Below are 21915 nucleotides of genomic sequence, written 5' to 3'. Positions count from 1 at the left end.
TGAATGACATCCCTGAAGACCGCAGTGAACGGCTGAAAGAAATCTCTTTCCCCAGTAACTGGCAGGCGTGTGCCGGCGTTAACGGCTAATAAGTGGGATAGCCTTTTTATGATGGAGGGCTATTCAAACAGGGTGGCACCACGGGAGTATAACCAGTCTCTCGTCCCTGACATGCGGCGATTTGCTAAATGTCAGGAGACGAGGGACTTTTTTATTTGGTCATAAAGGTTCCTTGATCCTGAAGGTTTGGCTTTAGCCCGAGTTTTTGAAAAGACATGGAGGTTCGAGAGGAATGACAAGAATCCAGATCCCACGCGGTACGCAGGATATCATGCCTGGTACTGTAGAGCTGTGGCACTACGTGGAGGCCAAGGCCCGCGATCTGTGTCGCCGCTCCAATTACGCGGAAATTCGCACGCCGCTGTTTGAGAGCACAGAGTTGTTCCAACGGGGTGTTGGCGAGACGACTGACATCGTGGAAAAAGAAATGTACAGTGTAGCCAATCCGCGCAGTACGGATGCTCTCACGCTGCGTCCAGAAGGGACAGCGGGTGTTGTTCGCTCCTACGTGGAAAACAAGCTGTACGGTGTGCCTAATCAGCCTACCAAGCTGTACTACCTGGGACCGATGTTCCGTCACGAGCGTCCGCAAGCAGGCCGCTATCGCCAATTCGTCCAATTCGGTGCAGAAGCGATCGGTTCAAGCGATCCAGCGATCGATGCAGAAGTCATTGGCCTTGCGATTCGTCTGTATCAGGAGCTCGGATTGACTGGACTTTCTGTGGAATTGAACAGCGTAGGTACGGTAGAAGACCGGGCGCATCACCGTGAGCATTTGCTCGCACATTTGAACGGTGTTCGCTCCGAGCTGTGCGAGGATTGCCAATCTCGTATCGATCGCAATCCGCTGCGCGTGCTCGATTGCAAAAATGAAAAATGCAAAACACTGACGATGGACGCTCCGTCCATTTTGGACTACTTGAGCGAAGAATCCGCGGCTCACTTCGAAGCCGTACAAAACTACTTGACCGCGCTGGATATTCCGTTTCATGTGAATCCGCGTCTGGTTCGCGGCTTGGACTACTACACACTGACCGCATTTGAAATCAAAATGGCGGAGATCGGTGCGGTAGAAACGCTTTGTGGCGGCGGGCGCTACAACGGACTGGTTGCAGAGCTGGGCGGCGACGATATGCCAGGCATCGGCTTCGCACTCAGTATCGAGCGTCTGCTGTTGGCTCTGGAAAAGCAAGGTGTTCAACTGCCGATCTCGGGTGGCATCGATTGCTTCGTAGTGGTGCAGACACCAGAAGCGAAAACAACAGCTTTCGTACTCGTCGACCAATTGCGCCAAGCAGGGATTGCGGCTGAGCTGGATTATCTGGATCGGAAAATGAAAGCACAGCTGAAGCAAGCAGATCGTTTACAGGCTCGTTTTACGGCGATCATCGGTGAGTCTGAATTAGCAAATGGCACGGTTGTTCTAAAGGAAATGGCAACAGGCGAGCAACAAGAAGTGAAACGCGAGGAACTCGTTTCGGTACTCGCTGCAAAAGTAAATCCATAAAACAAATTGTTGGGGGAAATGATCATGTCTTGGCAATATCGCACCGTACATGGTGGAGAAGTAACAACAGCACACGTTGGGCAAGAAGTCGTACTGAACGGATGGGTACAAAAGCGTCGCGACCTCGGAGGCGTCATCTTCATTGACTTCCGTGACCGCACTGGCATCGTCCAAATCGTATTCAACCCAGAGTACAACAAAGAAGCTTGGGAAGCGGCTGACAAGGTTCGCAGCGAATACGTACTGGTTGTAAAAGGGAAAGTTGTAAACCGTGCACCAGAAGCAATCAATCCGAAGCTGAAAACCGGCGAAGTAGAAGTGCACATCTCTGAAATCGAAATCTTGAACGATGCAAAAACGCCTCCGTTCCTGATTGAAGACGAGATTGAAGTAGATGAACAAGTTCGTCTGAAATACCGCTACTTGGACTTGCGCCGTCCTGAAATGCAGCGCTCCCTGATTTTGCGCAGCAAAGCAGCGAAAGCGTTCCGTGACTACTTGGATGAGAACAACTTCGTGGAAGTAGAAACACCAATTCTCCAGAAGAGCACTCCTGAGGGCGCACGTGACTACCTCGTGCCTTCCCGTGTACATCCAGGCGAATTCTACGCACTGCCGCAATCGCCACAGCTGTTCAAACAGCTTCTGATGGTATCTGGTTTGGAGCGCTATTACCAAATCGCTCGTTGCTTCCGTGACGAAGACCTGCGTGCTGACCGTCAGCCTGAATTTACCCAAGTGGACATTGAAACCTCTTTCCTGTCTATGGAAGAAATCCTGCCGATGATGGAAAAGATGGTCGCTCACGTATTCAAGCAAACGGTTGGCGTAGACGTACCGACTCCATTCCCTCGTCTCACGTATGCGGATGCAATGGCGCGCTACGGTTCTGACAAACCAGACGTACGCTTCGGCATGGAGCTGACAGACGTATCTGATCTGGTTGCGACAAGTGACTTCAAGGTGTTTGCAGCAGCTGTAGCTGGCGGCGGACAAGTAAAAGCGATCAACGCAAAAGGTTGCGGACACTACTCCCGTAAAGAAGCAGACGACCTGGGTAAATTCGCTTCCCGTTATGGCGCGAAAGGCTTGGCTTGGATCGGCTTCAAAGACGGCGAAGTCAAAGGACCAATTGCGAAGTTCTTTAAAGAAGAAGAACTTAACGAGATGAAAGCACGCTTGGCGGTAGAAGAAGGCGACTTGCTCCTGTTCGTTGCTGACAAACCAAAAGTAGTAGCAGATGCACTGGGTGCTCTTCGCTCCAAGCTGGGTGCTGAACTCGGTCTGATTGACCAAAGCCAGTTTGCATTCCTTTGGGTAGTAGACTTCCCACTGGTTGAGTGGGATGAGGATGCAAAACGCTACGTTGCCCTGCACCATCCGTTCACACGTCCAAAAGACGAAGACCTGCACCTGTTCGACACCGATCCAGGTCAAATGCGCGCACAAGCATACGATATGGTTCTCAACGGATACGAGCTCGGCGGAGGTTCCATGCGGATCTTCAAGCGCGACGTGCAAGAAAAAATGTTTACGACACTTGGCTTTACACTAGAAGAGGCGCGTAAACAATTCGGCTTCCTCATGGATGCATTCGAATACGGTACACCTCCACACGGTGGAATCGCTCTTGGCTTGGACCGTTTGATCATGCTTTTGGCTGGCCGCACTAACCTGCGTGAAGTCATCGCATTCCCGAAAACAGCAAGCGCGAGCGACCTGATGGTAAATGCTCCAGATGTAGTAGACGAAAAACAATTGAAAGAGCTGTCCATTGCAACAATTGTCACAGAAGAAGAAAAGGTGGAAGCGTAATCGACTTGCGCAACTGCATTGCTCTTTGATACATTGGTAATACTATGATGAAAGCCCTGCGATGCTCGTGACATCCGATAGTTTTGAGCCACAAAGTTTGTTTAGGGAGTTTTTCGTCCGTGATTGTAAAGGCATGCCTCCTTAGAGTGGACGTCTGTAACAGTTCGGCAAGACACCCACCTGCGATGAGCAGGTTCAAAACTAAGGAGTAACACGACATAATGGGGCTCCTTTTTTCTATTTCAATCCTACTTTTCCGATTGACTATAAGTAAGTGTTAAACTACCCCAATAATCTCGCTTGCGAATGAAAGGTGACACGAAATATGCTTCATCAATTTTCTCGTTGTGAATTGGCCTTCGGTCCCGAAGGTTTAGAAAAAATGAAAAATAGCCGCGTTGCTGTATTAGGAATTGGTGGAGTCGGTTCCTTTACAGTAGAAGCACTCGCGCGTACTGGTGTAGGCAAGCTCATTTTGGTAGATAAGGATGTAGTAGACATTACGAACATCAACCGCCAAATTCATGCGACGCTGAACACAGTCGGTCAAAAAAAGGCTGAGCTCATGAAGGAGCGTATTGCGACGATCAATCCAGAGTGCGAGGTCGTAACACTCAATATGTTCTACAATGAAGAAACAGCGCATGAGCTATTTGAGCATGAACTGGATTATATCGTGGATGCCATGGATACCATGTCCGCCAAGCTCCATGTAATTAAAGAAGCGAAGCGTCGCAATATCCCTATTATTTCTAGCATGGGTGCGGCCAACAAAATGGACCCGACCCGTTTTGAGGTTGCCGATATTTCCCAAACGAGTTATGATCCGATTGCAAAGGTCATTCGTCGTGAGCTGCGGAAAAGCGGTATCTACAAAGGGGTTAAAGTTGTATATTCCCGTGAGATTCCCGTAACCGTACGTGTAGATGTACGCGAACAGATCGTTTCCAACCCGAATTCACCGATTAGCAAAGTGCGGATGCCTCCAGCAAGTAATGCTTTCGTGCCTTCTGTGGCTGGTTTAATTTTGGCCAGTGTAGTGGCAAGAGATATTTTGGAGTGGCAGCCTGTAAAAGGATAGTGGAACATGAATGATTTATTCACGTTTGCCTACGACCAGCAGGGTGGCGGCAAACAGAAGCCATTGGCTGCACGGATGCGGCCACAATCGATTCAGGATGTAATCGGGCAATCGCATATTTTGGCTCCTGGAAAGCTCCTCCGACGAGCGATCGAAGCAGATCAAGTGTCCTCTGTCATTTTTTACGGACCTCCAGGTACAGGGAAAACAACGCTGGCAAAAGTCATTGCCCGAACCACACGCACGCATTTCTCCGAGTTAAATGCCGTTACGGCTGGTGTCGCTGACATCCGTAAAGTGGTGGATGCAGCAAAGGAGCGGCTCGTCATGGACAGTCAGCGGACAACGTTGTTCGTAGACGAGATTCACCGCTTCAACAAATCGCAACAGGACGCCCTTCTTCCTTACGTGGAGGAAGGCACGATCATTTTGATTGGCGCTACGACGGAGAATCCTTTTTTCGAGGTGAATCCGGCGCTTTTGTCGCGTTCACAAGTGTTTTCCCTTCAATCGCTTTCTCATGAGGAATTGAAGCAGGTCATGGATCGGGCACTTACTGATGAAGAAAATGGATTGGCGGAGCTATTTGTTACCGTAGAACCGGAAGCGGCAGAGCATTTGATTCAATACGCGGAAGGGGATGCCAGACGTTTGCTGAACGCATTGGAGCTGGCAGTGACAACAACACAACCAGGATCGGATGGGCGAATTACCGTGACGCTGGACGTCGCTGTAGAATCCATTCAGCGCAGGGCTGTACGTTACGATAAGAGTGGGGACAACCATTACGACACAATCTCCGCTTTTATTAAATCCATTCGTGGTTCTGATCCGGACGCAGCTCTTTACTGGCTAGCGAGAATGATCGATGCTGGAGAAGATCCGCGGTTCATTTCTCGTCGTTTGGTCATTTCGGCTTCAGAGGACATCGGAAATGCTGACCCGCAAGCGATCACAGTTGCGATTTCCTGCTTTCAGGCGGTAGAATTGGTGGGAATGCCTGAAGGGCGTATCCCTTTAGCACAAGCGACGACGTACCTGGCAACCGCCCCCAAAAGCAATGCCGCTTACAACGGAATTAATTCTGCGTTGGATCGTATCCGAACGGATGGGCACAAGCAAGTACCGATTCATCTGCGAGATTCTGCTTACAAGGGAGCTGCGAAGCTGGGACACGGTCAGGGATATCTGTATCCGCATAACTATCCCTATGGGTATGTACCTCAACAGTATCTGCCTGACGGTGTAAACTACTCGTTCTACCAGCCAAAGGACCACGGCTATGAGCGTCACATTCGCCGCTTCCAGGAAGAAAGACAGAAGATGGACGGAAGTGGATTGCCAAGGAAAAACTCCCCCGAATAATAGGGGGAGCTACCATTTACGTGCGGACACTTCCGCCTGGTTTATTGGGCAAATCACCGTTTTCATTCGGTTGTTTGCTCTGCTCACTCGCACCGTAACGGGCTTTGTGAGCAATCGTGCCTGCGGGTTGGTCGTACAAGGTGTCGGACGGGTGGTTGCGACCTCGTTCCGAGCGTTTGTTCGTCGTCATCTGCATATCACCCCCTAAGATGTTAGTGTGTCCCACGATACTGAGGACATGTAGGGGGGCCGGCGCGTATTACCGATACAAAGAGGAGAGTTGTTAACGTGAAGATTTCGACGAAAGGACGTTACGGGCTGACGATTATGATGGAATTGGCCAACCGTTGCGGAGAAGGGCCGACTTCACTGCGGAGCATCGCCCAAAAACACGATTTGTCCGAGCATTATTTGGAGCAATTGATTGCACCTCTGCGTAACGCGGGTTTGGTAAAAAGCATTCGTGGCGCATATGGCGGTTACGTTCTGGCAAAGCAGCCGGATGAGATTTCTGCTGGCGATGTGATTCGCGTGCTGGAAGGACCGATCAGCCCCGTGGAATTTGCAGAGGAAGAAGATCCGGCTAAGCGTTTTTTATGGCTGCGCATTCGGGATAGTATTTCTGCTGTTCTGGATTCGACATCCCTTCAGGACTTAATCAGCTTTGAAGACGATGGTCCTGGCGATAATTATATGTTTTATATCTAGAATATAAGTTGGTAGAAGGTGACAGCAGTGTCAGATCTAATGTATTTTGACCATGCAGCTACTACGCCTGTCCATCCGCGGGTAGTTGCTGCTATGACTCCCTATTTGACTCAAGTATACGGTAATCCATCTAGTGTCCATGGTGCAGGTCGCGAAGCGCGAAAAGCGCTGGAGCATGCGAGGGACACGATTGCCGACTTTATGGATGCTGATCCGCAAGCGCTCATCTTTACGAGTGGCGGGACAGAAGCGGACAATATGGCAATCATCGGCGCTGCAATGGCACAGCGCGAACGTGGTCGTCACGTCATTACTTCGCAAATCGAGCACCATGCAGTCTTGCATGCTTGTGAATTTTTGGAGCAGGCAGGATTTGAAGTGACATACTTGCCCGTTGACCAGACAGGCATGGTCCGCTTGGAAGACCTGAAACAAGCGGTTCGCCCGGATACGGTACTGGTGTCCATTATGTACGGGAACAACGAAGTAGGAACGATCCAGCCAATCGAGGAAATCGGTACCTTCCTGCGTGAAAAAGGGATTGTTTTTCATACGGATGCCGTACAGGCTTTTGGTGTACTTCCTATCCATGCACGGAAGCTGCCTGTTGATATGCTCTCGGTATCCGCTCATAAAATTAATGGTCCAAAAGGAGTCGGCGCTTTGTATTTAGCGCGTAAGGTTCCGTTTTCCCCGATTTTGCACGGCGGTTCACAAGAACGCAAGCGCAGAGCGGGAACGGAAAACCTGGCCGGGATTGTTGGGTTTGCCGAAGCGACAAAGGTCGCTGGCGAGGAAATGGCCGAGCGGGTTGAAAAGTATGGGCAGATGAAAGCAGAGATGATCGCAGTCTGGCAGGAAGCAGGCATTACGTTCTGCCTAAATGGACATAGCGAACAGACATTGCCGCATATTTTAAATGTGTCCTTCCCAGGTGTTCATACAGAAACCATGCTGATGAATCTGGATATCGCCAAGATTGCAGCAGCGAGTGGCTCAGCTTGTACATCCGGATCATTAGAGCTGTCACACGTTCTAATAGCGATGCATGTGGACGAGAAGATTGCTCATTCAGCCATTCGTTTCAGCTTTGGGATTACGAATACGGTGGAAGAGGCAAAGCAGGCTGCTACAGCGATTGCAGCGATTGTAAAGCGTTTGGTACGCGAATAAAGAAGGATGAAAGCCGTTTGGATGAAGCCAAGCGGTTTTTTCATTTGAGCAAAAGTGGGTTTCTTATTGGAGTTTGTGGTGAATTGTGGAAGAGGATGGTAGAATGATTCTGTAGTACTAATCCTGAAGAACTATTATAATTCGGATCATCCGATAAGGAGAGGACTTTCATGTTGGCCAGACGCTACTCTATTCGCTACAAACTGGTGTTTACGATACTCATCCTAACCATGCTTCCATTAATGGTCGTCGGCTATATCCAATTTGAAAATGCACGCAGCGCGCTATATAAGCTGGCTGTATCTGACTTGCAATACATAACGGAAATGAAGGCACGCGAGCTAGCTGTTTACGCTCAAGATGCAACGATTAGTGAGGGAAACAGACAGAAAATTAACGAACTAACACGTGAAGTGGCCGAACACTACTACAAGCCAAATGGTATGGTTGGCTACGCCTATATCTTGGATGCGAGTGGAATTGCCATCTTTCATCCAGACCCGAAAGTCGAGAATACCTCTTTGGCGAATGAAGAATTCACGCAAGTCATGCTCGCTCAAAAAAACGGTTGGATCGAATATGAATTTGGAGGCTCTACCAAAGTGGCGGCGTATAAGCAGCTGCCAAACGGGTGGATTTTAGCCATTGGCAGCTACGAGAATGATTTGCTGACGACGATTGAGAGTAGTCGTCCGATGATGTTTCTCCTCAACCTTGTGAGTGCTACCTTAGCGCTCGTCACAGGCATTTTTATTGTCAACAAACTGGTACGACCGCTAAAAGAGTTGGTATCGGCAATGAAGCGTGCAGAGACAGGAGATTTGACCTCGCATGTGACTGTACGTTCCCGGGATGAGCTCGGGGAATTATCGTCGATGTACAACGAGATGATGGGGGTATTTCGCAGCATGGTCAACGAGGTGCAGCGAGTAGCTCAACAGGTCGCGGCAGCTTCGGAAGAATTAACAGCGAGTGCGACAGAAAGTGCCCGTGCCTCCGAACAGATTTCTATGGCTTCTTCGGAAATCGCTACAGGTTCCGAACAACAAAAACAAACGGTGACGGATACAGTACGCTTTTTGTCTCGCATCGGAGAAGATATCCAACTCATTGCGGCCTCGACCTCTCAAGTAAATGCTGACGCGACAGACGCGAATCGAATGGCACAGGTTGGGGAAGGCAAGCTGAACGAGCTTGTACAAGAAATGGATCAAATCACGGATCATGCCCGTCGAACGGAGCAGGTTATCCGCGAGCTTGGCTCTCAATCCGAGCAAATCATCGGAATCATCACGATCATTCGTCAAATATCCAACCAGACGAATCTATTGGCTTTGAATGCTGCCATCGAGGCTGCACGGGCGGGGGAACAGGGACGCGGTTTTGCGGTTGTGGCCCAAGAGGTACGTAAGCTGGCTGAGCAATCGGGTGAGGCTGCAGAAGAAATCGCAAGCTTGATTCATACGATCCATACAGATATTCTCGCGGCTGTATCGGAAATGGGAACGACTGCAGTCGCTATACAGGATGGACGCGAAGGAGTGGCGCAGGCAGGAGACAGCTTCCAGCAAATATTGGTGGCCGTTCAAGACGTCAGCCAGCAAGTACATCGTATGAACGATGCAGCCCAAGCGATTCATCGCGATACAGTTCAATTGGTGAGTCACTCCGAAAAAATAGCTGGACTTGCGGAAATAGCGGCCAGAGATACGCAGGAAGTGGCAGCAGCGTCTGAAGAACAGTCAGCAACGTCTGAGGAAATGACGGCAGCATCAGAAACGCTTGCGAAAATGGCCGAGCAGTTGTCAGAACAAGTAAAACGATTTACAATTTAAGATGAGCATATGAGAAATCCACTTTCAAGAGAAGTGGATTTTTCCTTTCTGGAACGGTTTTTATGTAAGGAGGCGTTTAGATGGACGAGCAGCAGTCAATCTCGCTGTTTGCAGAAAACTTCATTAGAGGATTTGTTTCTCAAGAAATTTTTTACAAGGAAGAAACGTGGTACGGAGTTATCCGTCTTAAGATAGAAGAGACTACCGAATCGATTAAAGAATCGGAGGTCATTATTGTTGGTAATTTTCCTCGCCCGCATCCAGATGAGCTGTACACCTTTTACGGTGAATGGAAGACACACCCTCGTTTTGGGCAGCAGTACGTAGCAAATCGCTATGAACGTGAAACGCCAAAAACATTGGCCGGGGTTGAGCGTTACTTAGCCAGTGGCTTGTTTCAAGGGATTGGAAAGAAAATGGCCAAACGAATTGTCGAGCAGCTCGGGGTAGATGCGCTGTCAATTATTGCGGACTTCCCGGAGCGATTGGCTGAGGTACCAGGCATTTCTGAACAACGTGCCAAAACGATCTATGATTCAGTAGTCGAGCATCGTTCCTTGGAAAGTGCCATGGTTTTCTTGTACGACTTCGGCATTGGTGTGAACATGGCGCTGCGTATTTATCAGACCTACAAGCTGGAAACGATGACAGTGCTGAAGGAAGAGCCTTATCGGTTGATTGAGGATGTCGTAGGAATCGGCTTTAAGCGGGCAGATGACATTGCACGAGCAACTGGAATCGCTGCTTCCTCAGAAGAACGTGTGAAGGCGGCGGCCCTCTTTGTCTTACAGGAGGCTTCGTATTCAGAAGGACATGTTTATTTGCCTGTGGAGGAGCTTTGTGAAAAAACGCTAGGCCTTCTCGAAGAGTGCGGGGGGCACGTCTTTTCTGGAGACGATATTCGACTGGCCGTGGAAGCTCTGTTTGTGTCGAGCAAAATTGCCTGGGAAGATGAGCGGGTGTATTTGCCCTCGCTGTTTTTTGCCGAGCTCGGTATTGCCAAAAGACTGCGTCACTTCGCTGAGCGGGATGAATTCGGCACGTTCCCGACATCAGAATTATACCGTGCATTAGGGGCGGTTGAGGATGAGCTGGGGATTACGTATGCCCAGACACAGCGTGATGCCATTGAACAGGCGATCAAAGCAGGTCTGATGCTTTTGACAGGGGGACCTGGTACGGGGAAAACGACAGTCATTCGTGGGATCTGTCGTGTCTTTTCTCAGCTTCATGGATTGTCTCTGGACTTGAAAAAATACAGCGAAGAAAATCCGTTCCCGATCGTTCTTGTGGCTCCTACTGGACGTGCAGCAAAACGTATGACAGAGACTACGGGTTTACCAGCGATGACCATCCATCGCTTGCTCGGTTACAAAGGGGAGAGCTTCGAGCATGACGCGGAGCACCCAATCTGTGGCCGGCTATTAATTGTGGATGAAATGTCCATGGTCGATATCTGGCTCGCAAATCAATTGTTTCGTGCGGTCCCAGACGACATGCAGATCATCATGGTAGGTGACCCAGACCAGTTGCCTTCCGTAGGACCAGGCAACGTCCTGTTGGATATGATTCGATCTGGATTGCTACCGCTGGTACAGCTGACAGAAATTTATCGGCAAGCAGAAGAGTCCACCATTATTCGCTTGGCCCATGATGTACGCAAGGGGAATGTACCGGCAGATTTGCTTCACACCACCCCGGATCGGCGATTCTTCACAAGTTTGCCACAAGAAGTTCCTGAAGCAGTGAAACAAATTTGCTTCGGAGCCGTAAAAAAAGGATATACGGCAAAAGATGTTCAGGTATTAGCCCCTATCTATAAAGGTAATGCCGGTGTGAACCGGTTGAATGAAGAATTGCAGGAGCTGTTTAATCCGAAAACACCGCAAAAGCGTGAAGTTACTTTCGGAGAGACGACTTTCCGTACTGGAGACAAGGTTCTGCAATTGGTGAACAATGCTGAAGAACAGGTGTTTAACGGTGACATGGGTGAGATCGTCGCCATCTTTTTCCCGAATGAAAATGCGGAGAACCAGGAGATGCTGGTCGCTGCTTTTGATAACAGGGAAGTGGTGTACAAGCGTTCGGATTATCATCAGCTGACGCTTGCCTACTGCTGCTCGGTTCATAAGTCTCAAGGCAGCGAATTTCCGATTGTGATCATGCCGTTTGTCAAAAGCTACTACCGTATGCTCAGACGCAAGCTGGTCTATACCGGGATTACCCGGAGCAAATCATTCCTCATCATGTGTGGAGAGCCGGATGCGTTCCGCGCTGCTGTAGAGTCTGATGAGGAGGGGGTACGGTACAGTTACCTAGAGGAACGGCTAAAGCAAGAGTGAAGTTGGAACCATTTGCGCCGAATGGACGTGTCCATTTCGCCTGATACTAACAAGGCGGAAGGGGGATGTCCCACATGCGCAAGGCAATGGATGCAGTCGGATTGCCAGTTGTTTGCCTACAAACAGGGGAGACGATTGGAACCGTGCGTGACATTCTTTGCGACTCCACTTGGCATGTACGAGGAGTCTTGCTGAGCGAACAGGGCTGGTTCCAATCAGGTACCTATATTCCTACCGAACATATTCATGCGGTCGGGGAGTCCTGCCTTACCGTATCGGGAAAAGACGCGATCACGCCCTTACCTAATCTCGCCGGACTTGAGCCTGTCGGCATTGTGACGGGAAAGATGAAGTTAAAAGGAAAAGCGGTGATAACCGCATCCGGAGAGTGTTTGGGGAGGCTGGAAGACGTTTACTTTTCAGCCAACTGGGAGAAACTTGTAGGGTACGAACTATCGAATGGCTGGCTTGCAGATATTACGGAAGGACGAAAGCGCCTCCCTGCACCAGCATCCGTTATCATCGGGGAAGAAAACCTGATCGTGCCGGACTAGTTCGTGGCCAGGCGTGAAAGGGAGGAAAAGCGTGATGCGTGTCATATGCCCGAATTGCAGTTCCAAAGACGTAGGAAAGATTGGAACCAATCAATACTATTGCTGGAACTGCTTTATAGAAATGAGCGTTTCCAATGAGCAGATCGCTTCTGTCTACCAAGTTGAGGAAGATGGATCTTTGCATTCGCTCAACGATCTGTTTATTGAGGATCAGACAGTAACCGCTCACTTGAATATGTAGTGGATTTGAGCGGCAAAACCAATGGAGGTGGCACGCTTGTTCATTCGAGGCCTGTTGCGGGTTCTAGCCACAAGCGGAATTGTGGCGATCATTGGCTATTGGATGGCTCCGCGACGTCGCAGTCGGTTTTCATTGAATTGGAATCAGTTGCCCTTCTCCATGCGTGATGTAACGCGTATGTGGAAATCAGGTCGCAAGCTGATGCGTGCCGTTACTCGTTAACAAAAAATGTGAAGTGGAACATAAATAAACACCCGAACATACACTGTGTTCGGGTGCTTTTTTTTCGACATACATGAAAAAGCTCCGTCGCGGAAACGACGGAGCCTTGCTTTGCATTAAGATTGTTCTGCCAAACGTTTTTGCTGTTGGCTTTTCATGCGTCCGATCAACAAGACACCAACCACAACAGCTACGATGAATACCCATTTGACCCAAGGGTAAGCGGCAAAGAATGGTGTGAGGAACTTCTCACTTGTTACCATGCTCGCAGCGGTATACGCCAATACGGCAGAACCGATATAGATAACAATCGGATATTTCTCGATCAGCTTCAAGATCAATGTGCTACCCCATACCATGATCGGAACACTGATGATCAAACCGATAACTACCAGAAGGAAATCACCATGTGCTGCACCAGCAACCGCGATAACGTTATCCAAGCCCATTACTGTGTCGGCTACGATAATCGTCCAAATCGCTGCTCCAAGTGATCCACTTGCCTTCATATTCTCATGACCATTATCTTGAATCAACAACTTGAGGGCGATCCAAATGAGAATCAAACCACCTACAAGCAGCAGACCAGGAATTTTCAGTAACCAAACGACAGCGAGTGTCGCCAATGCACGAATGACAATGGCACCAACCGTTCCCCAGATGATAGCTTTCTTTTGCTGATGAGCAGGCAGGTTACGAGCCGCCATCCCGATGACGAGGGCATTGTCCCCGGCCAGCACCAGGTCGATGATAACGATAGAAAGTAATGCGGTCCAAAACTCAGGGCTTAACAATAAATCCATTTCTCTTCCTCCTCCTAATCCATTTTGGAAGCGAATAATCCGCTGGCCGTTTTCTTGATACCTCCTATAGTGTGTGTAAAGGGGCGAAAAAGAAAACGACCTTTCCCGGGACAGGAAAAGGTCATTGAAAAAACAAAAATAGACCTATTACCTGGTCGGCAAAGGTCTTGCTTACAACATTTACGAAAATGTTGCCAACATAGCCGGGGAAAAATCCCGTAATGACGACTATGTTGCGAAAAAGCTACTCCCCTTTGGAGATATCCTCTTGTAATTACATACTACTGAACACGAAATTGTGTGTCAATAGGTTACATGAAATTAATGTGAATGAGACAAGCTAAAAAAGATGTATGCAAATAGGGAGGAGTTGGGGAACGTGGATGAACTTCGGCGAAGTCGTCTATTTGCTGCTGCTGTTTGGCTCATCGCACTATTGGTCATTGGCAATCTACTTTGGCTGCTCCGACCAGTCCTGTCACAGTTGTTTTCGCTCATAAAAGAAGTACTCGTTCCCGTCATATTGGGACTCGTCATCGCTTACTTGCTCCATCCGGTCGTGCAATTGCTAGAACAAAGAAGAGTTCCGCGCTTAATGGCAGTCCTGCTCATTTATGGCTCATTTGTACTGGTGATTACTATTGCGATCATTAACGCCATCCCTGTTTTTACGAAACAATTGGTGGAGCTGTCAGACGATATTCCCCGCCTGATGGATTGGTACTATACATGGATGAGTGAGTGGGAGGCACGAAAGTATTTCTTGCCGGATAGCATCTCGAAGGGTGTGGACCGGGTGATCATCCAGTCGAATGAGGGAATGTCTCATTCTGTATCGAAAATCGTGGATAATGCTCGGCATTCGATGGGAAAACTGTTCGCTTTTGCTATTGTGCCGTTTATCGCTTTTTACTTTTTGAAGGATATGAAGCAATTGCATGAGACGGGGATGTCGATTGTTCCAAAGGCTTATCGGAAGCAAGTGCTGATCGTCCTGCGTGATATTAATGAATCCTTGGGGAAATACATACATGGACAAATGATTGTCGCCCTGATCGTAGGCGTTTTCGCATACTTGGGCTACTGGTGGATCGGCATGCCGTATCCTTTTGTATTGGCTGCATTCGTATGTCTCACCAACATCATTCCGTACATCGGACCATTGATTGGGGCGGCACCGGCAGTTGTGATCGCGATTACGATTTCCACCAAGACACTATTACTCGTTCTCGTTGTCAATCTCATCATTCAAATCGTGGAAGGGAACATTTTGTCCCCAAACATCGTTGGTCGTTCTTTGCATTTGCACCCGCTTCTCATCATCTTGGCACTGCTGGTAGGGGAGACTGTAGGGGGGATCATCGGGCTTATCGTTGCTGTCCCGATTCTTGCCGTTTGCAAAGTGATCGTCAGCCGAATCGCTGTCATGATGCATGAAAGTTGACAGTGATCAGGTAAAATATTTATAATATGGACAAAGTGATTTATGTGAAATCAATGAGGGAACGAGTATGTTGCAGACCTTTTACAGAGAGGACGCTCCATGGTTGAGAGGGCGACCAAAAGAAGAGCAGCAGAAGGCTACTCCTAAGACCGGGCAAAACCCGGCGGCTTGGCACCGTTAGACGCCACTTAAGCGACAGGCCTTGGCTCAGATACGTGTAGCGAGCCTGTAAGCAGGGTGGTACCGCGAGAAAATCAGTTCTCGTCCCTGAGGGGATGGGGACTTTTTTTATTTTTAGATGAGGAGAATGTAGATGAAGAAACTGACAGGCAATCAAATCCGCCAGATGTTCCTCGACTTTTTTGTAGAAAAAGGACATCGCATTGAGCCTAGCGCTCCATTGGTTCCAATCGACGATCCTTCCCTTCTGTGGATCAACAGTGGTGTGGCGACTCTCAAGAAATATTTTGACGGCCGAATCATCCCGGACAACCCGCGCATCACGAACTCACAAAAGTCTATTCGTACGAACGATATTGAAAATGTGGGACGTACTGCTCGCCATCATACCTTTTTTGAAATGTTGGGTAACTTCTCTATCGGTGAGTACTTCAAGGAAGAAGCGATTGAATGGGCATGGGAGTTTTTGACGAGCCCAAAATGGATGGGCTTTGATCCAGAATTGCTTTCCGTTACCATTCACCCAGAGGACGAAGAGGCATTTGAGCTGTGGAGCAAGAAAATCGGTGTTCCAGAAGAGCGAATCATCCGACTGGAGGGCAACTTCTGGGATATCGGAGAAGGCCCGAGCGGACCGAACACGGAGATTTTCTATGACCGTGGAGAAGCGTTCGGAAACGACCCGAGCGACCCTGAGCTGTACCCAGGTGGGGAGAACGAGCGTTACCTGGAAGTATGGAACCTGGTATTCTCCCAGTTCAACCACAATCCAGACGGTACCTACACGCCGCTGCCTAAGAAGAACATTGATACGGGGATGGGTCTTGAGCGCATGGCGTCTGTCATCCAAGGCGTAGACAACAACTTTGAGACAGACTTGCTGTTCCCGCTGATCGAAAAGACCACAGAAATCTCCGGAGTGAAGTATAAAACAAGCCCTGAGATGGATGTAGCATTGAAGGTTATCGCTGACCATGCACGTACGGTTGTGTTTGCGATCGGTGACGGTGCGCTTCCATCCAATGAAGGACGTGGCTATGTCATTCGCCGTCTGCTTCGCCGTGCCGTACGTATGGGGAAAAAGCTGGGCGTGGAGAAGCCATTCTTGTACAGCTTGACTGAGACAGTAGGCACGATGATGGGCGAATTCTACCCAGAGGTTGTCCAAAAGCGTGCGTTTATCGAAAAAGTTATTCGTGCCGAGGAAGAGCGTTTCCACGAGACACTGAACGACGGTCTGGCGATCCTGTCTGACATGGTAAAGGCAGCAAAAGAAAGCGGAAAGACACAACTGTCTGGTCAAGATGTCTTCAAAATGTACGATACGTACGGATTCCCTGTTGACTTGACAGAAGACTTCGCAGACGAGCAAGGGCTGACGGTCGATCGCGATGGCTTTGATCAAGCGATGGAAGAACAGCGTGAGCGCGCACGTGCAGCACGTCAAGATGTAGACAGCATGCAAATCCAAGGTGGTCCATTGTCTGATTTGACGGTTACGAGCCAATTTGTTGGTTATACTGAATTGGTAGCAACAGGTAAAGTTGAAGCGATTATTTTGGACAACCAGCTGGTAGAAGAAGCAGAAGAAGGTCAAACTGTACAAATCGTTCTGAGCCAAACTCCTTTCTATGCAGAAAGCGGCGGTCAGATCAATGACGAAGGTTTCCTGATTTCTGATATCGTGAAAGCACGTGTGACAGATGTACAAAAAGGACCAATGGGTCAAAATGTACATTCCGTCATCGTCGAAGCAGGTACCCTGCGCAAAGGCGATGAGGTTCGCGCGGAAGTGAACCGTGAAGCACGTCTGGCTATCACCCAAAACCATACAGCGACTCACTTGCTGCATCAAGCACTCAAGGATGTCCTGGGAACGCATGTCAATCAGGCAGGTTCCTTGGTAGCACCGGAGCGTCTCCGCTTTGACTTCACTCACATTAGCTCCATTACTCCAGAAGAGCTGGAGCGTATCGAAGCCATCGTGAATGAAAAAGTGTGGGCAAACCTGAGTGTCGAGATTTCCAACAAAGCATTGGCTGAAGCAAAAGCGATGGGCGCGATGGCGTTGTTCGGTGAAAAATACGGCGACGTTGTACGCGTTGTAAAAGTGGGCGAGTACAGCCTGGAGCTGTGCGGCGGATGCCATGTGAACAATACCGCTGAAATCGGTCTGTTCAAGCTGGTTAGCGAGAGCGGTATCGGTGCAGGTACACGCCGGATCGAAGCAGTAACAGGACGCGGCGCTTACCAGTTCTTGAACCAGCAGTTCACTACGCTCAAAGAAGTGGCGCAAGCACTCAAAGCACCGGTACTGGCAGAAGCACCTGCACGTGTAGAAGGTCTGCAACAACAATTGAAAGAAGTACAGCGCGAAAACGAGTCCCTGCGTGCAAAACTGGGGAACATCGAGGCAGCGTCGTTGACGGATAAACTCCAACAAGTAGACGGCATGAATGTACTCGCTGCACGTGTTTCCGCTGTCGATATGGACAACCTGCGCGGCATGGTAGATGAGCTGAAAAACAAACTCGGCTCCGCTGTCATTGTGTTGGGTGCGGTCGATGGCGACAAGGTGAACCTCGTTGCAGGTGTAACCAAAGATCTCATGGATCAAGGCATTCACGCTGGCAAGATCATCAAAGAAGTCGCAACTCGTTGCGGTGGCGGCGGTGGTGGACGTCCTGATATGGCACAAGCCGGTGGTAAGGATCCATCCAAGCTGCAAGAAGCACTGGATGCAGTGGTTGACTTCGTGAAGAGTCAAGCAGTAGCGAAATAGTGCGATTGCACGAGAAATTTGTATAATCGACAGGAGTAAACGAAATCCGAGTCGAATACAAAAAAGAGTAGGTAATCAAAAGAGTCTCAAAGGAAATCGAGGTGTTGATTGTGAGTTCGTTGGATAATACCATGAAATTCACGGTGCCCAAGGAAGCGAATGCGGCGGATGTGCAAGAAACATTGACAGAGGTGTACAAAGCCCTGCAGGAAAAAGGATACAACCCGATCACCCAGATCGTAGGTTACTTGCTTTCTGGCGACCCGGCGTTTATCCCACGCCACAACAACGCGCGGAGCCTGATCGGCAAATTGGAACGGGACAAAATCATAGAAGAGTTGGTGACCGTTTACTTGTCAGAGCGCAAGTAGACCTTAACGATGACACGATTGATGGGGTTGGATGTAGGCGACAAGACGATTGGAGTGGCTGTCAGCGATGAGCTGGGATGGACTGCGCAAGGAGTAGAGACCATCAAGCGACAATCCAAGGAAAAGGATTTTGCCCGCCTGAGCGAATTAGTTTCGCAGTATCAAATTGGGGCTTTCGTCGTTGGTTTGCCCAAAAACATGAACGGAACTATAGGCCCGCGTGCTGAAATGTGCCAAGCATTTGGCAAGCTTTTGGAGGAACGCACGTCTCTTCCTGTCCACATGTGGGACGAACGCTTGACGACGATGGCGGCAGAGCGTATGCTGATCTCTGCTGATGTCAGCCGTCAAAAGCGAAAGACAGTGATAGATAAAATGGCGGCCACTTTAATCCTCCAAGGATATATGGACGCGAAATCGAGGTGACCACAATGAGTGAAGAGATGATGGAAGAGTTCGAAGTGGGCGATGTGATCGCGCTAACGGAAGAAGGTACCGAGGAACCGCGAGATTTTCGTATCATGTACATTTTTGACATTGAAGACCGCAGCTATTTGGTGCTCGTACCAGTAGATCAGGAAGAGGAAGAAGAGTACGAGGTTCACTTCCTGCGTTATGATGGTACAGATATGCTCATGCCAATCGAAGATGATGAAGAGTGGGAGCAAGTAGAAGCTACCTTCGAAACTTTGATTGCTGATTTGGAGAAAGACGGAATTTAATAGATTCGTGAGAAAAGGGTCCGCAACTGGCGGGCTCTTTTTTTATGACTTTTTTCGCCAAAATCACCCATGAAGTGACAGTTGGATAAGCCTCTTGTATAATGAATGGGATGGAGATAAAGAGACCCTAAAGGGAGGATTTCTAGCTTGAAACCAATGTCAGCGAAGCCTGATTTTAACCCTGGCCGCCCTATGACGCATCGACGCAGACGCGGCGGACGAATTGTGATGTGGCTGGTTGCCTTATTGTTGTTGATTATTTTGGCTGCGGGGGGAGCAGCGTGGTACGTGTACCAGCAATTACAGCCGGTTGCAGGTGAACAGACGGTGAAAAACGTGGCGATTCCGTCCGGTTCATCCGTACAAAAAATCGGTCGATTACTGGAAGAACAAGGCCTGATCCGAAATGCCGATGTATTTAATTACTACGTGAAGTATAAAGGCGTGGCCCCTGATCTTAAGGCGGGAGAATACCAATTTACGACCGGCCAAGCCATTGACGAGATACTAACTGCCATGGTGGAAGGAAACACGGTGATCAACGCGAACCGATTTACGATCCCAGAAGGATGGAATGTCGAACAGATCGCAGATCATCTCGATAAAGAAGGCATTGTAGAGAAAGCGGCATTCTTAAAAGAAGTAAATGAAGGTGCATTCCCCGACTATCCTTTTGTCGCAGCCATTCCGAAGCATGCAGACCGAAAACACCGTCTGGAAGGGTATCTATTCCCGGAAACATATGAGGTAGACAAAGACGCTACGGCACATGATGTCGTCTCGCGTATGCTGGCTCAATTCCAAAAGGAATGGAAGCCAGAGTGGACAGAGCAGCTGAAGCAGCACGATTTAACACTGGATAAAGCGGTTAATCTCGCATCGATCGTTGAGCGTGAAGTAACAGTAGACAAGGAGCGTCCGCTTGTAGCAGGCGTGTACTACAATCGGATTCGCGATAAGTGGCCGTTGCAGGCTGATGCTACCGTCCAATTTGTTCTCGGCAAACAACGAGACCGTCTGACCTTCGAGGACCTAAAAGTAAAAAGCCCGTACAACACGTACACAAATCCTGGATTGCCACCGGGGCCGATTGCCAGCCCAGGCAGAGCTTCACTTGAAGCAGTCGTCAATCCGGCGAAACACGATTACTTTTTCTACGTGACGAAAAAAGATGGAACGTCCGAGCATTACTTTTCCAAAACACTGCAAGAGCATGAAGCAAACGATAAGAAAAGCAGGGGAAACTAACCAAGTTTCCTCTTTTTTTTTTGCATGCGATCAACAACGCTTGACGTAGCCAAGCTTTCTCAAGGTGTGCTATAATAATTCGGTTGTAACGAAAGAGGAGTGAAATCATGATTACCAATCCGGCAATTGACGACTACGTGTCAAGCCTGGTTCCCGAGCGTTCTCCGCTGCTCAAGCGACTGGAGCAGGAGGCGGCAGAGGAAAACATTCCGATTGTGCAGCTCCCGTCCGCTCAAGTCATGCGGATGTTGTTATTGCTGCATCGTCCCAAAGCGATTCTTGAAGTGGGTACCGCAATTGGCTATTCCACCATTTGGCTTGCAGAAGCTGCACCGGAAGCGCGAATTGTCACGATGGACATAGATGAAGATCGATTGGTGAGAGCACGGGAAAATATAAAAGAAGCAGGATGTGCAGAGCGTGTGGAAATACTCTCACGTGACGCCACTTTAGGGCTGCCGGAGTCGTATCAATTTGACTGCTTGTTTATCGATGCAGCCAAAGGTCAGTATCGAGTATTCCTCGATTTGTATCTACCGCTTCTTCGTGAAGGCGGTTTGGTAATCAGCGACAACGTCCTGTTCCGAGGACTGGTGGCGACCCCTGAAGAAGCGGGCAAGCGCCAGCGCCCGATGGTGGACAAGCTGCTTTCTTATAATTCACATCTGATGGAGCGGCCTGATTTAGAAACGACATTTATTCCGGTCGGAGACGGGTTGGCCATCAGTATGAAAAAGAAGTAAAAACATAGGGTCGTACATGTGTAAAGCATCATGAGGAAGGGGACATGAAGCATGGGTAACCCCGTATTGATTGGGGTAGCGGGAGGCAGTGGTTCTGGAAAAACGACTGTAGCAAAGGAGCTGTACCGCCAGTTCCAAAATGACAGTGTAACGATGATTGAGCAGGATTCCTACTACAAGGATCAAAGTCATTTGAGCCCAGAAGAGCGGGCGTTGACGAACTACGACCATCCCTTCGCTTTTGACAATGATTTGTTGCTTGCGCATTTGCAAGAGCTGATGCAAGGAAAAGCGATCCAAAAACCGATCTACGACTTCAAGGAGCACAACCGCAAGCCGGAGCAAATCCAGGTCGACCCGAAGGATGTCATCATTCTGGAAGGAATGCTAATTCTAGAGGATGAGCGGATTCGTGATTTGATGGATATCAAGGTATTCGTCGATACCGATGCGGACGTGCGTATTGTACGCCGAATCGTACGTGACATCGAAGAGCGCGGTCGTTCCCTCGATTCTGTGGTGTCACAGTACCTAAACGTCGTTCGACCGATGCATTTGCAGTTTATTGAGCCGACCAAGCGATATGCAGACGTCATCATGCCAGAGGGCGGCTACAACCGAGTAGCATTGGATCTGTTGTCCACGAAGATCAGCAATATTTTATTGGAGAAGCAACAATTCGCCAATCAATCATAAACACCTAAAAGCGCACCGTGACA

The 21915-nt window shown here is 49.1% G+C and carries 21 protein-coding genes and 1 other RNA gene; 20 read left to right on the top strand and 2 right to left on the bottom strand.

Annotated features, from left to right (window positions below):
- Nucleotides 1-292: 292 nt before the first annotated feature.
- The 5 genes from hisS (at nt 293) to HP399_RS21375 (ending at nt 5828) form a co-directional block, all read left to right on the top strand.
- Nucleotides 293-1567 (top strand): histidine--tRNA ligase, encoded by a 1275-nt coding sequence (gene hisS / locus HP399_RS21395; RefSeq protein WP_173618894.1) that lies wholly within the window; start codon nt 293-295, stop codon nt 1565-1567.
- 24 nt (nt 1568-1591) lie between these two features.
- Entirely contained in the window at nt 1592-3382 is a 1791-nt protein-coding gene (aspS, locus tag HP399_RS21390; RefSeq protein WP_173618893.1) for an aspartate--tRNA ligase, read from the top strand.
- Nucleotides 3383-3432: 50 nt separating this feature from the next.
- A non-coding RNA gene (ssrS, locus tag HP399_RS21385) (6S RNA) lies at nt 3433-3614 on the top strand.
- A gap of 93 nt (nt 3615-3707) precedes the next feature.
- Nucleotides 3708-4463 carry a tRNA threonylcarbamoyladenosine dehydratase gene (locus tag HP399_RS21380; RefSeq protein WP_173618892.1) on the top strand — a complete coding sequence of 252 codons (756 nt, stop codon included), beginning with the start codon at nt 3708-3710 and terminating at the stop codon, nt 4461-4463.
- Nucleotides 4464-4469: 6 nt separating this feature from the next.
- A complete protein-coding gene (locus tag HP399_RS21375; protein ID WP_173618891.1) occupies nt 4470-5828 on the top strand; it encodes a replication-associated recombination protein A in 1359 nt (452 codons plus the stop codon).
- Nucleotides 5829-5844: 16 nt separating this feature from the next.
- On the opposite strand, the gene HP399_RS21370 is transcribed toward HP399_RS21375, so the two are convergent.
- Entirely contained in the window at nt 5845-6018 is a 174-nt protein-coding gene (locus HP399_RS21370; RefSeq protein ID WP_173618890.1) for a hypothetical protein, read from the bottom strand.
- A 98-nt stretch (nt 6019-6116) separates the two neighbouring features.
- Here HP399_RS21370 and cymR point away from each other — a divergent pair, with 98 nt between their 5' ends.
- The 7 genes from cymR (at nt 6117) to HP399_RS21335 (ending at nt 12903) form a co-directional block, all read left to right on the top strand.
- Nucleotides 6117-6536, top strand: coding sequence for a cysteine metabolism transcriptional regulator CymR (cymR, locus tag HP399_RS21365; protein WP_007717608.1), 420 nt, complete (start codon nt 6117-6119; stop codon nt 6534-6536).
- Between the two features lie 27 nt (nt 6537-6563).
- Nucleotides 6564-7709 carry a cysteine desulfurase family protein gene (locus HP399_RS21360; protein WP_173618889.1) on the top strand — a complete coding sequence of 382 codons (1146 nt, stop codon included), beginning with the start codon at nt 6564-6566 and terminating at the stop codon, nt 7707-7709.
- A gap of 170 nt (nt 7710-7879) precedes the next feature.
- Complete coding sequence (locus HP399_RS21355) at nt 7880-9544, top strand: methyl-accepting chemotaxis protein (protein WP_173618888.1); 1665 nt, start codon at nt 7880-7882, stop codon at nt 9542-9544.
- Nucleotides 9545-9624: 80 nt separating this feature from the next.
- Nucleotides 9625-11886, top strand: a complete 2262-nt coding sequence (locus HP399_RS21350) for an SF1B family DNA helicase RecD2 (protein WP_173618887.1) — start codon at nt 9625-9627, stop codon at nt 11884-11886.
- Between the two features lie 74 nt (nt 11887-11960).
- Nucleotides 11961-12440 (top strand): PRC-barrel domain-containing protein, encoded by a 480-nt coding sequence (locus tag HP399_RS21345; RefSeq protein ID WP_173618886.1) that lies wholly within the window; start codon nt 11961-11963, stop codon nt 12438-12440.
- Between the two features lie 34 nt (nt 12441-12474).
- Nucleotides 12475-12681: a hypothetical protein gene (locus tag HP399_RS21340; protein WP_007717618.1), complete on the top strand. Its 207-nt coding sequence runs from the start codon at nt 12475-12477 to the stop codon at nt 12679-12681.
- A gap of 27 nt (nt 12682-12708) precedes the next feature.
- The gene (locus HP399_RS21335; protein ID WP_228088569.1) at nt 12709-12903 is read left to right on the top strand and encodes a hypothetical protein; all 195 of its coding nucleotides are present in this window, start codon (nt 12709-12711) and stop codon (nt 12901-12903) included.
- A 116-nt stretch (nt 12904-13019) separates the two neighbouring features.
- Here the strand turns inward: HP399_RS21335 and HP399_RS21330 are convergent, their stop codons facing one another.
- Nucleotides 13020-13706: a TerC family protein gene (locus HP399_RS21330; RefSeq protein ID WP_007717619.1), complete on the bottom strand. Its 687-nt coding sequence runs from the start codon at nt 13704-13706 to the stop codon at nt 13020-13022.
- Nucleotides 13707-14085: 379 nt separating this feature from the next.
- Here HP399_RS21330 and HP399_RS21325 point away from each other — a divergent pair, with 379 nt between their 5' ends.
- The 8 genes from HP399_RS21325 (at nt 14086) to udk (ending at nt 21892) form a co-directional block, all read left to right on the top strand.
- Complete coding sequence (locus HP399_RS21325; RefSeq protein ID WP_173618885.1) at nt 14086-15150, top strand: AI-2E family transporter; 1065 nt, start codon at nt 14086-14088, stop codon at nt 15148-15150.
- 313 nt (nt 15151-15463) lie between these two features.
- Nucleotides 15464-18112 carry an alanine--tRNA ligase gene (alaS, locus tag HP399_RS21320; protein WP_173618884.1) on the top strand — a complete coding sequence of 883 codons (2649 nt, stop codon included), beginning with the start codon at nt 15464-15466 and terminating at the stop codon, nt 18110-18112.
- Nucleotides 18113-18222: 110 nt separating this feature from the next.
- On the top strand, nt 18223-18483 hold the full coding sequence (locus HP399_RS21315; protein ID WP_007727936.1) for an IreB family regulatory phosphoprotein: 261 nt from the start codon (nt 18223-18225) through the stop codon (nt 18481-18483).
- A gap of 9 nt (nt 18484-18492) precedes the next feature.
- Nucleotides 18493-18909, top strand: coding sequence for a Holliday junction resolvase RuvX (gene ruvX / locus HP399_RS21310; RefSeq protein ID WP_064200790.1), 417 nt, complete (start codon nt 18493-18495; stop codon nt 18907-18909).
- Nucleotides 18910-18914: 5 nt separating this feature from the next.
- Nucleotides 18915-19205: a DUF1292 domain-containing protein gene (locus tag HP399_RS21305; protein ID WP_007727932.1), complete on the top strand. Its 291-nt coding sequence runs from the start codon at nt 18915-18917 to the stop codon at nt 19203-19205.
- 147 nt (nt 19206-19352) lie between these two features.
- The gene (mltG, locus tag HP399_RS21300) at nt 19353-20453 is read left to right on the top strand and encodes an endolytic transglycosylase MltG (RefSeq protein ID WP_173618883.1); all 1101 of its coding nucleotides are present in this window, start codon (nt 19353-19355) and stop codon (nt 20451-20453) included.
- Between the two features lie 107 nt (nt 20454-20560).
- A complete protein-coding gene (locus HP399_RS21295) occupies nt 20561-21196 on the top strand; it encodes an O-methyltransferase (protein ID WP_173618882.1) in 636 nt (211 codons plus the stop codon).
- Between the two features lie 51 nt (nt 21197-21247).
- On the top strand, nt 21248-21892 hold the full coding sequence (udk, locus tag HP399_RS21290; protein ID WP_173618881.1) for a uridine kinase: 645 nt from the start codon (nt 21248-21250) through the stop codon (nt 21890-21892).
- Nucleotides 21893-21915 lie beyond the last annotated feature (23 nt).

The organism is Brevibacillus sp. DP1.3A (genome assembly GCF_013284245.2).
Taxonomy (GTDB): domain Bacteria; phylum Bacillota; class Bacilli; order Brevibacillales; family Brevibacillaceae; genus Brevibacillus.
This window is presented reverse-complemented; position numbering and strand designations above follow the sequence as displayed.

What these genes read in the sequence shown, in the direction of transcription:
- hisS (WP_173618894.1), top strand. Translation starts at nt 293, where the DNA reads ATGACAAGAATCCAGATCCCACGCGGTACGCAGGATATCATGCCTGGT.
- aspS (WP_173618893.1), top strand. Translation starts at nt 1,592, where the DNA reads ATGTCTTGGCAATATCGCACCGTACATGGTGGAGAAGTAACAACAGCA.
- HP399_RS21380 (WP_173618892.1), top strand. Translation starts at nt 3,708, where the DNA reads ATGCTTCATCAATTTTCTCGTTGTGAATTGGCCTTCGGTCCCGAAGGT.
- HP399_RS21375 (WP_173618891.1), top strand. Translation starts at nt 4,470, where the DNA reads ATGAATGATTTATTCACGTTTGCCTACGACCAGCAGGGTGGCGGCAAA.
- HP399_RS21370 (WP_173618890.1), bottom strand. Translation starts at nt 6,018, where the DNA reads ATGACGACGAACAAACGCTCGGAACGAGGTCGCAACCACCCGTCCGAC.
- HP399_RS21355 (WP_173618888.1), top strand. Translation starts at nt 7,880, where the DNA reads ATGTTGGCCAGACGCTACTCTATTCGCTACAAACTGGTGTTTACGATA.
- HP399_RS21350 (WP_173618887.1), top strand. Translation starts at nt 9,625, where the DNA reads ATGGACGAGCAGCAGTCAATCTCGCTGTTTGCAGAAAACTTCATTAGA.
- HP399_RS21345 (WP_173618886.1), top strand. Translation starts at nt 11,961, where the DNA reads ATGCGCAAGGCAATGGATGCAGTCGGATTGCCAGTTGTTTGCCTACAA.
- HP399_RS21340 (WP_007717618.1), top strand. Translation starts at nt 12,475, where the DNA reads ATGCGTGTCATATGCCCGAATTGCAGTTCCAAAGACGTAGGAAAGATT.
- HP399_RS21330 (WP_007717619.1), bottom strand. Translation starts at nt 13,706, where the DNA reads ATGGATTTATTGTTAAGCCCTGAGTTTTGGACCGCATTACTTTCTATC.
- alaS (WP_173618884.1), top strand. Translation starts at nt 15,464, where the DNA reads ATGAAGAAACTGACAGGCAATCAAATCCGCCAGATGTTCCTCGACTTT.
- ruvX (WP_064200790.1), top strand. Translation starts at nt 18,493, where the DNA reads ATGACACGATTGATGGGGTTGGATGTAGGCGACAAGACGATTGGAGTG.
- HP399_RS21305 (WP_007727932.1), top strand. Translation starts at nt 18,915, where the DNA reads ATGAGTGAAGAGATGATGGAAGAGTTCGAAGTGGGCGATGTGATCGCG.
- HP399_RS21295 (WP_173618882.1), top strand. Translation starts at nt 20,561, where the DNA reads ATGATTACCAATCCGGCAATTGACGACTACGTGTCAAGCCTGGTTCCC.
- udk (WP_173618881.1), top strand. Translation starts at nt 21,248, where the DNA reads ATGGGTAACCCCGTATTGATTGGGGTAGCGGGAGGCAGTGGTTCTGGA.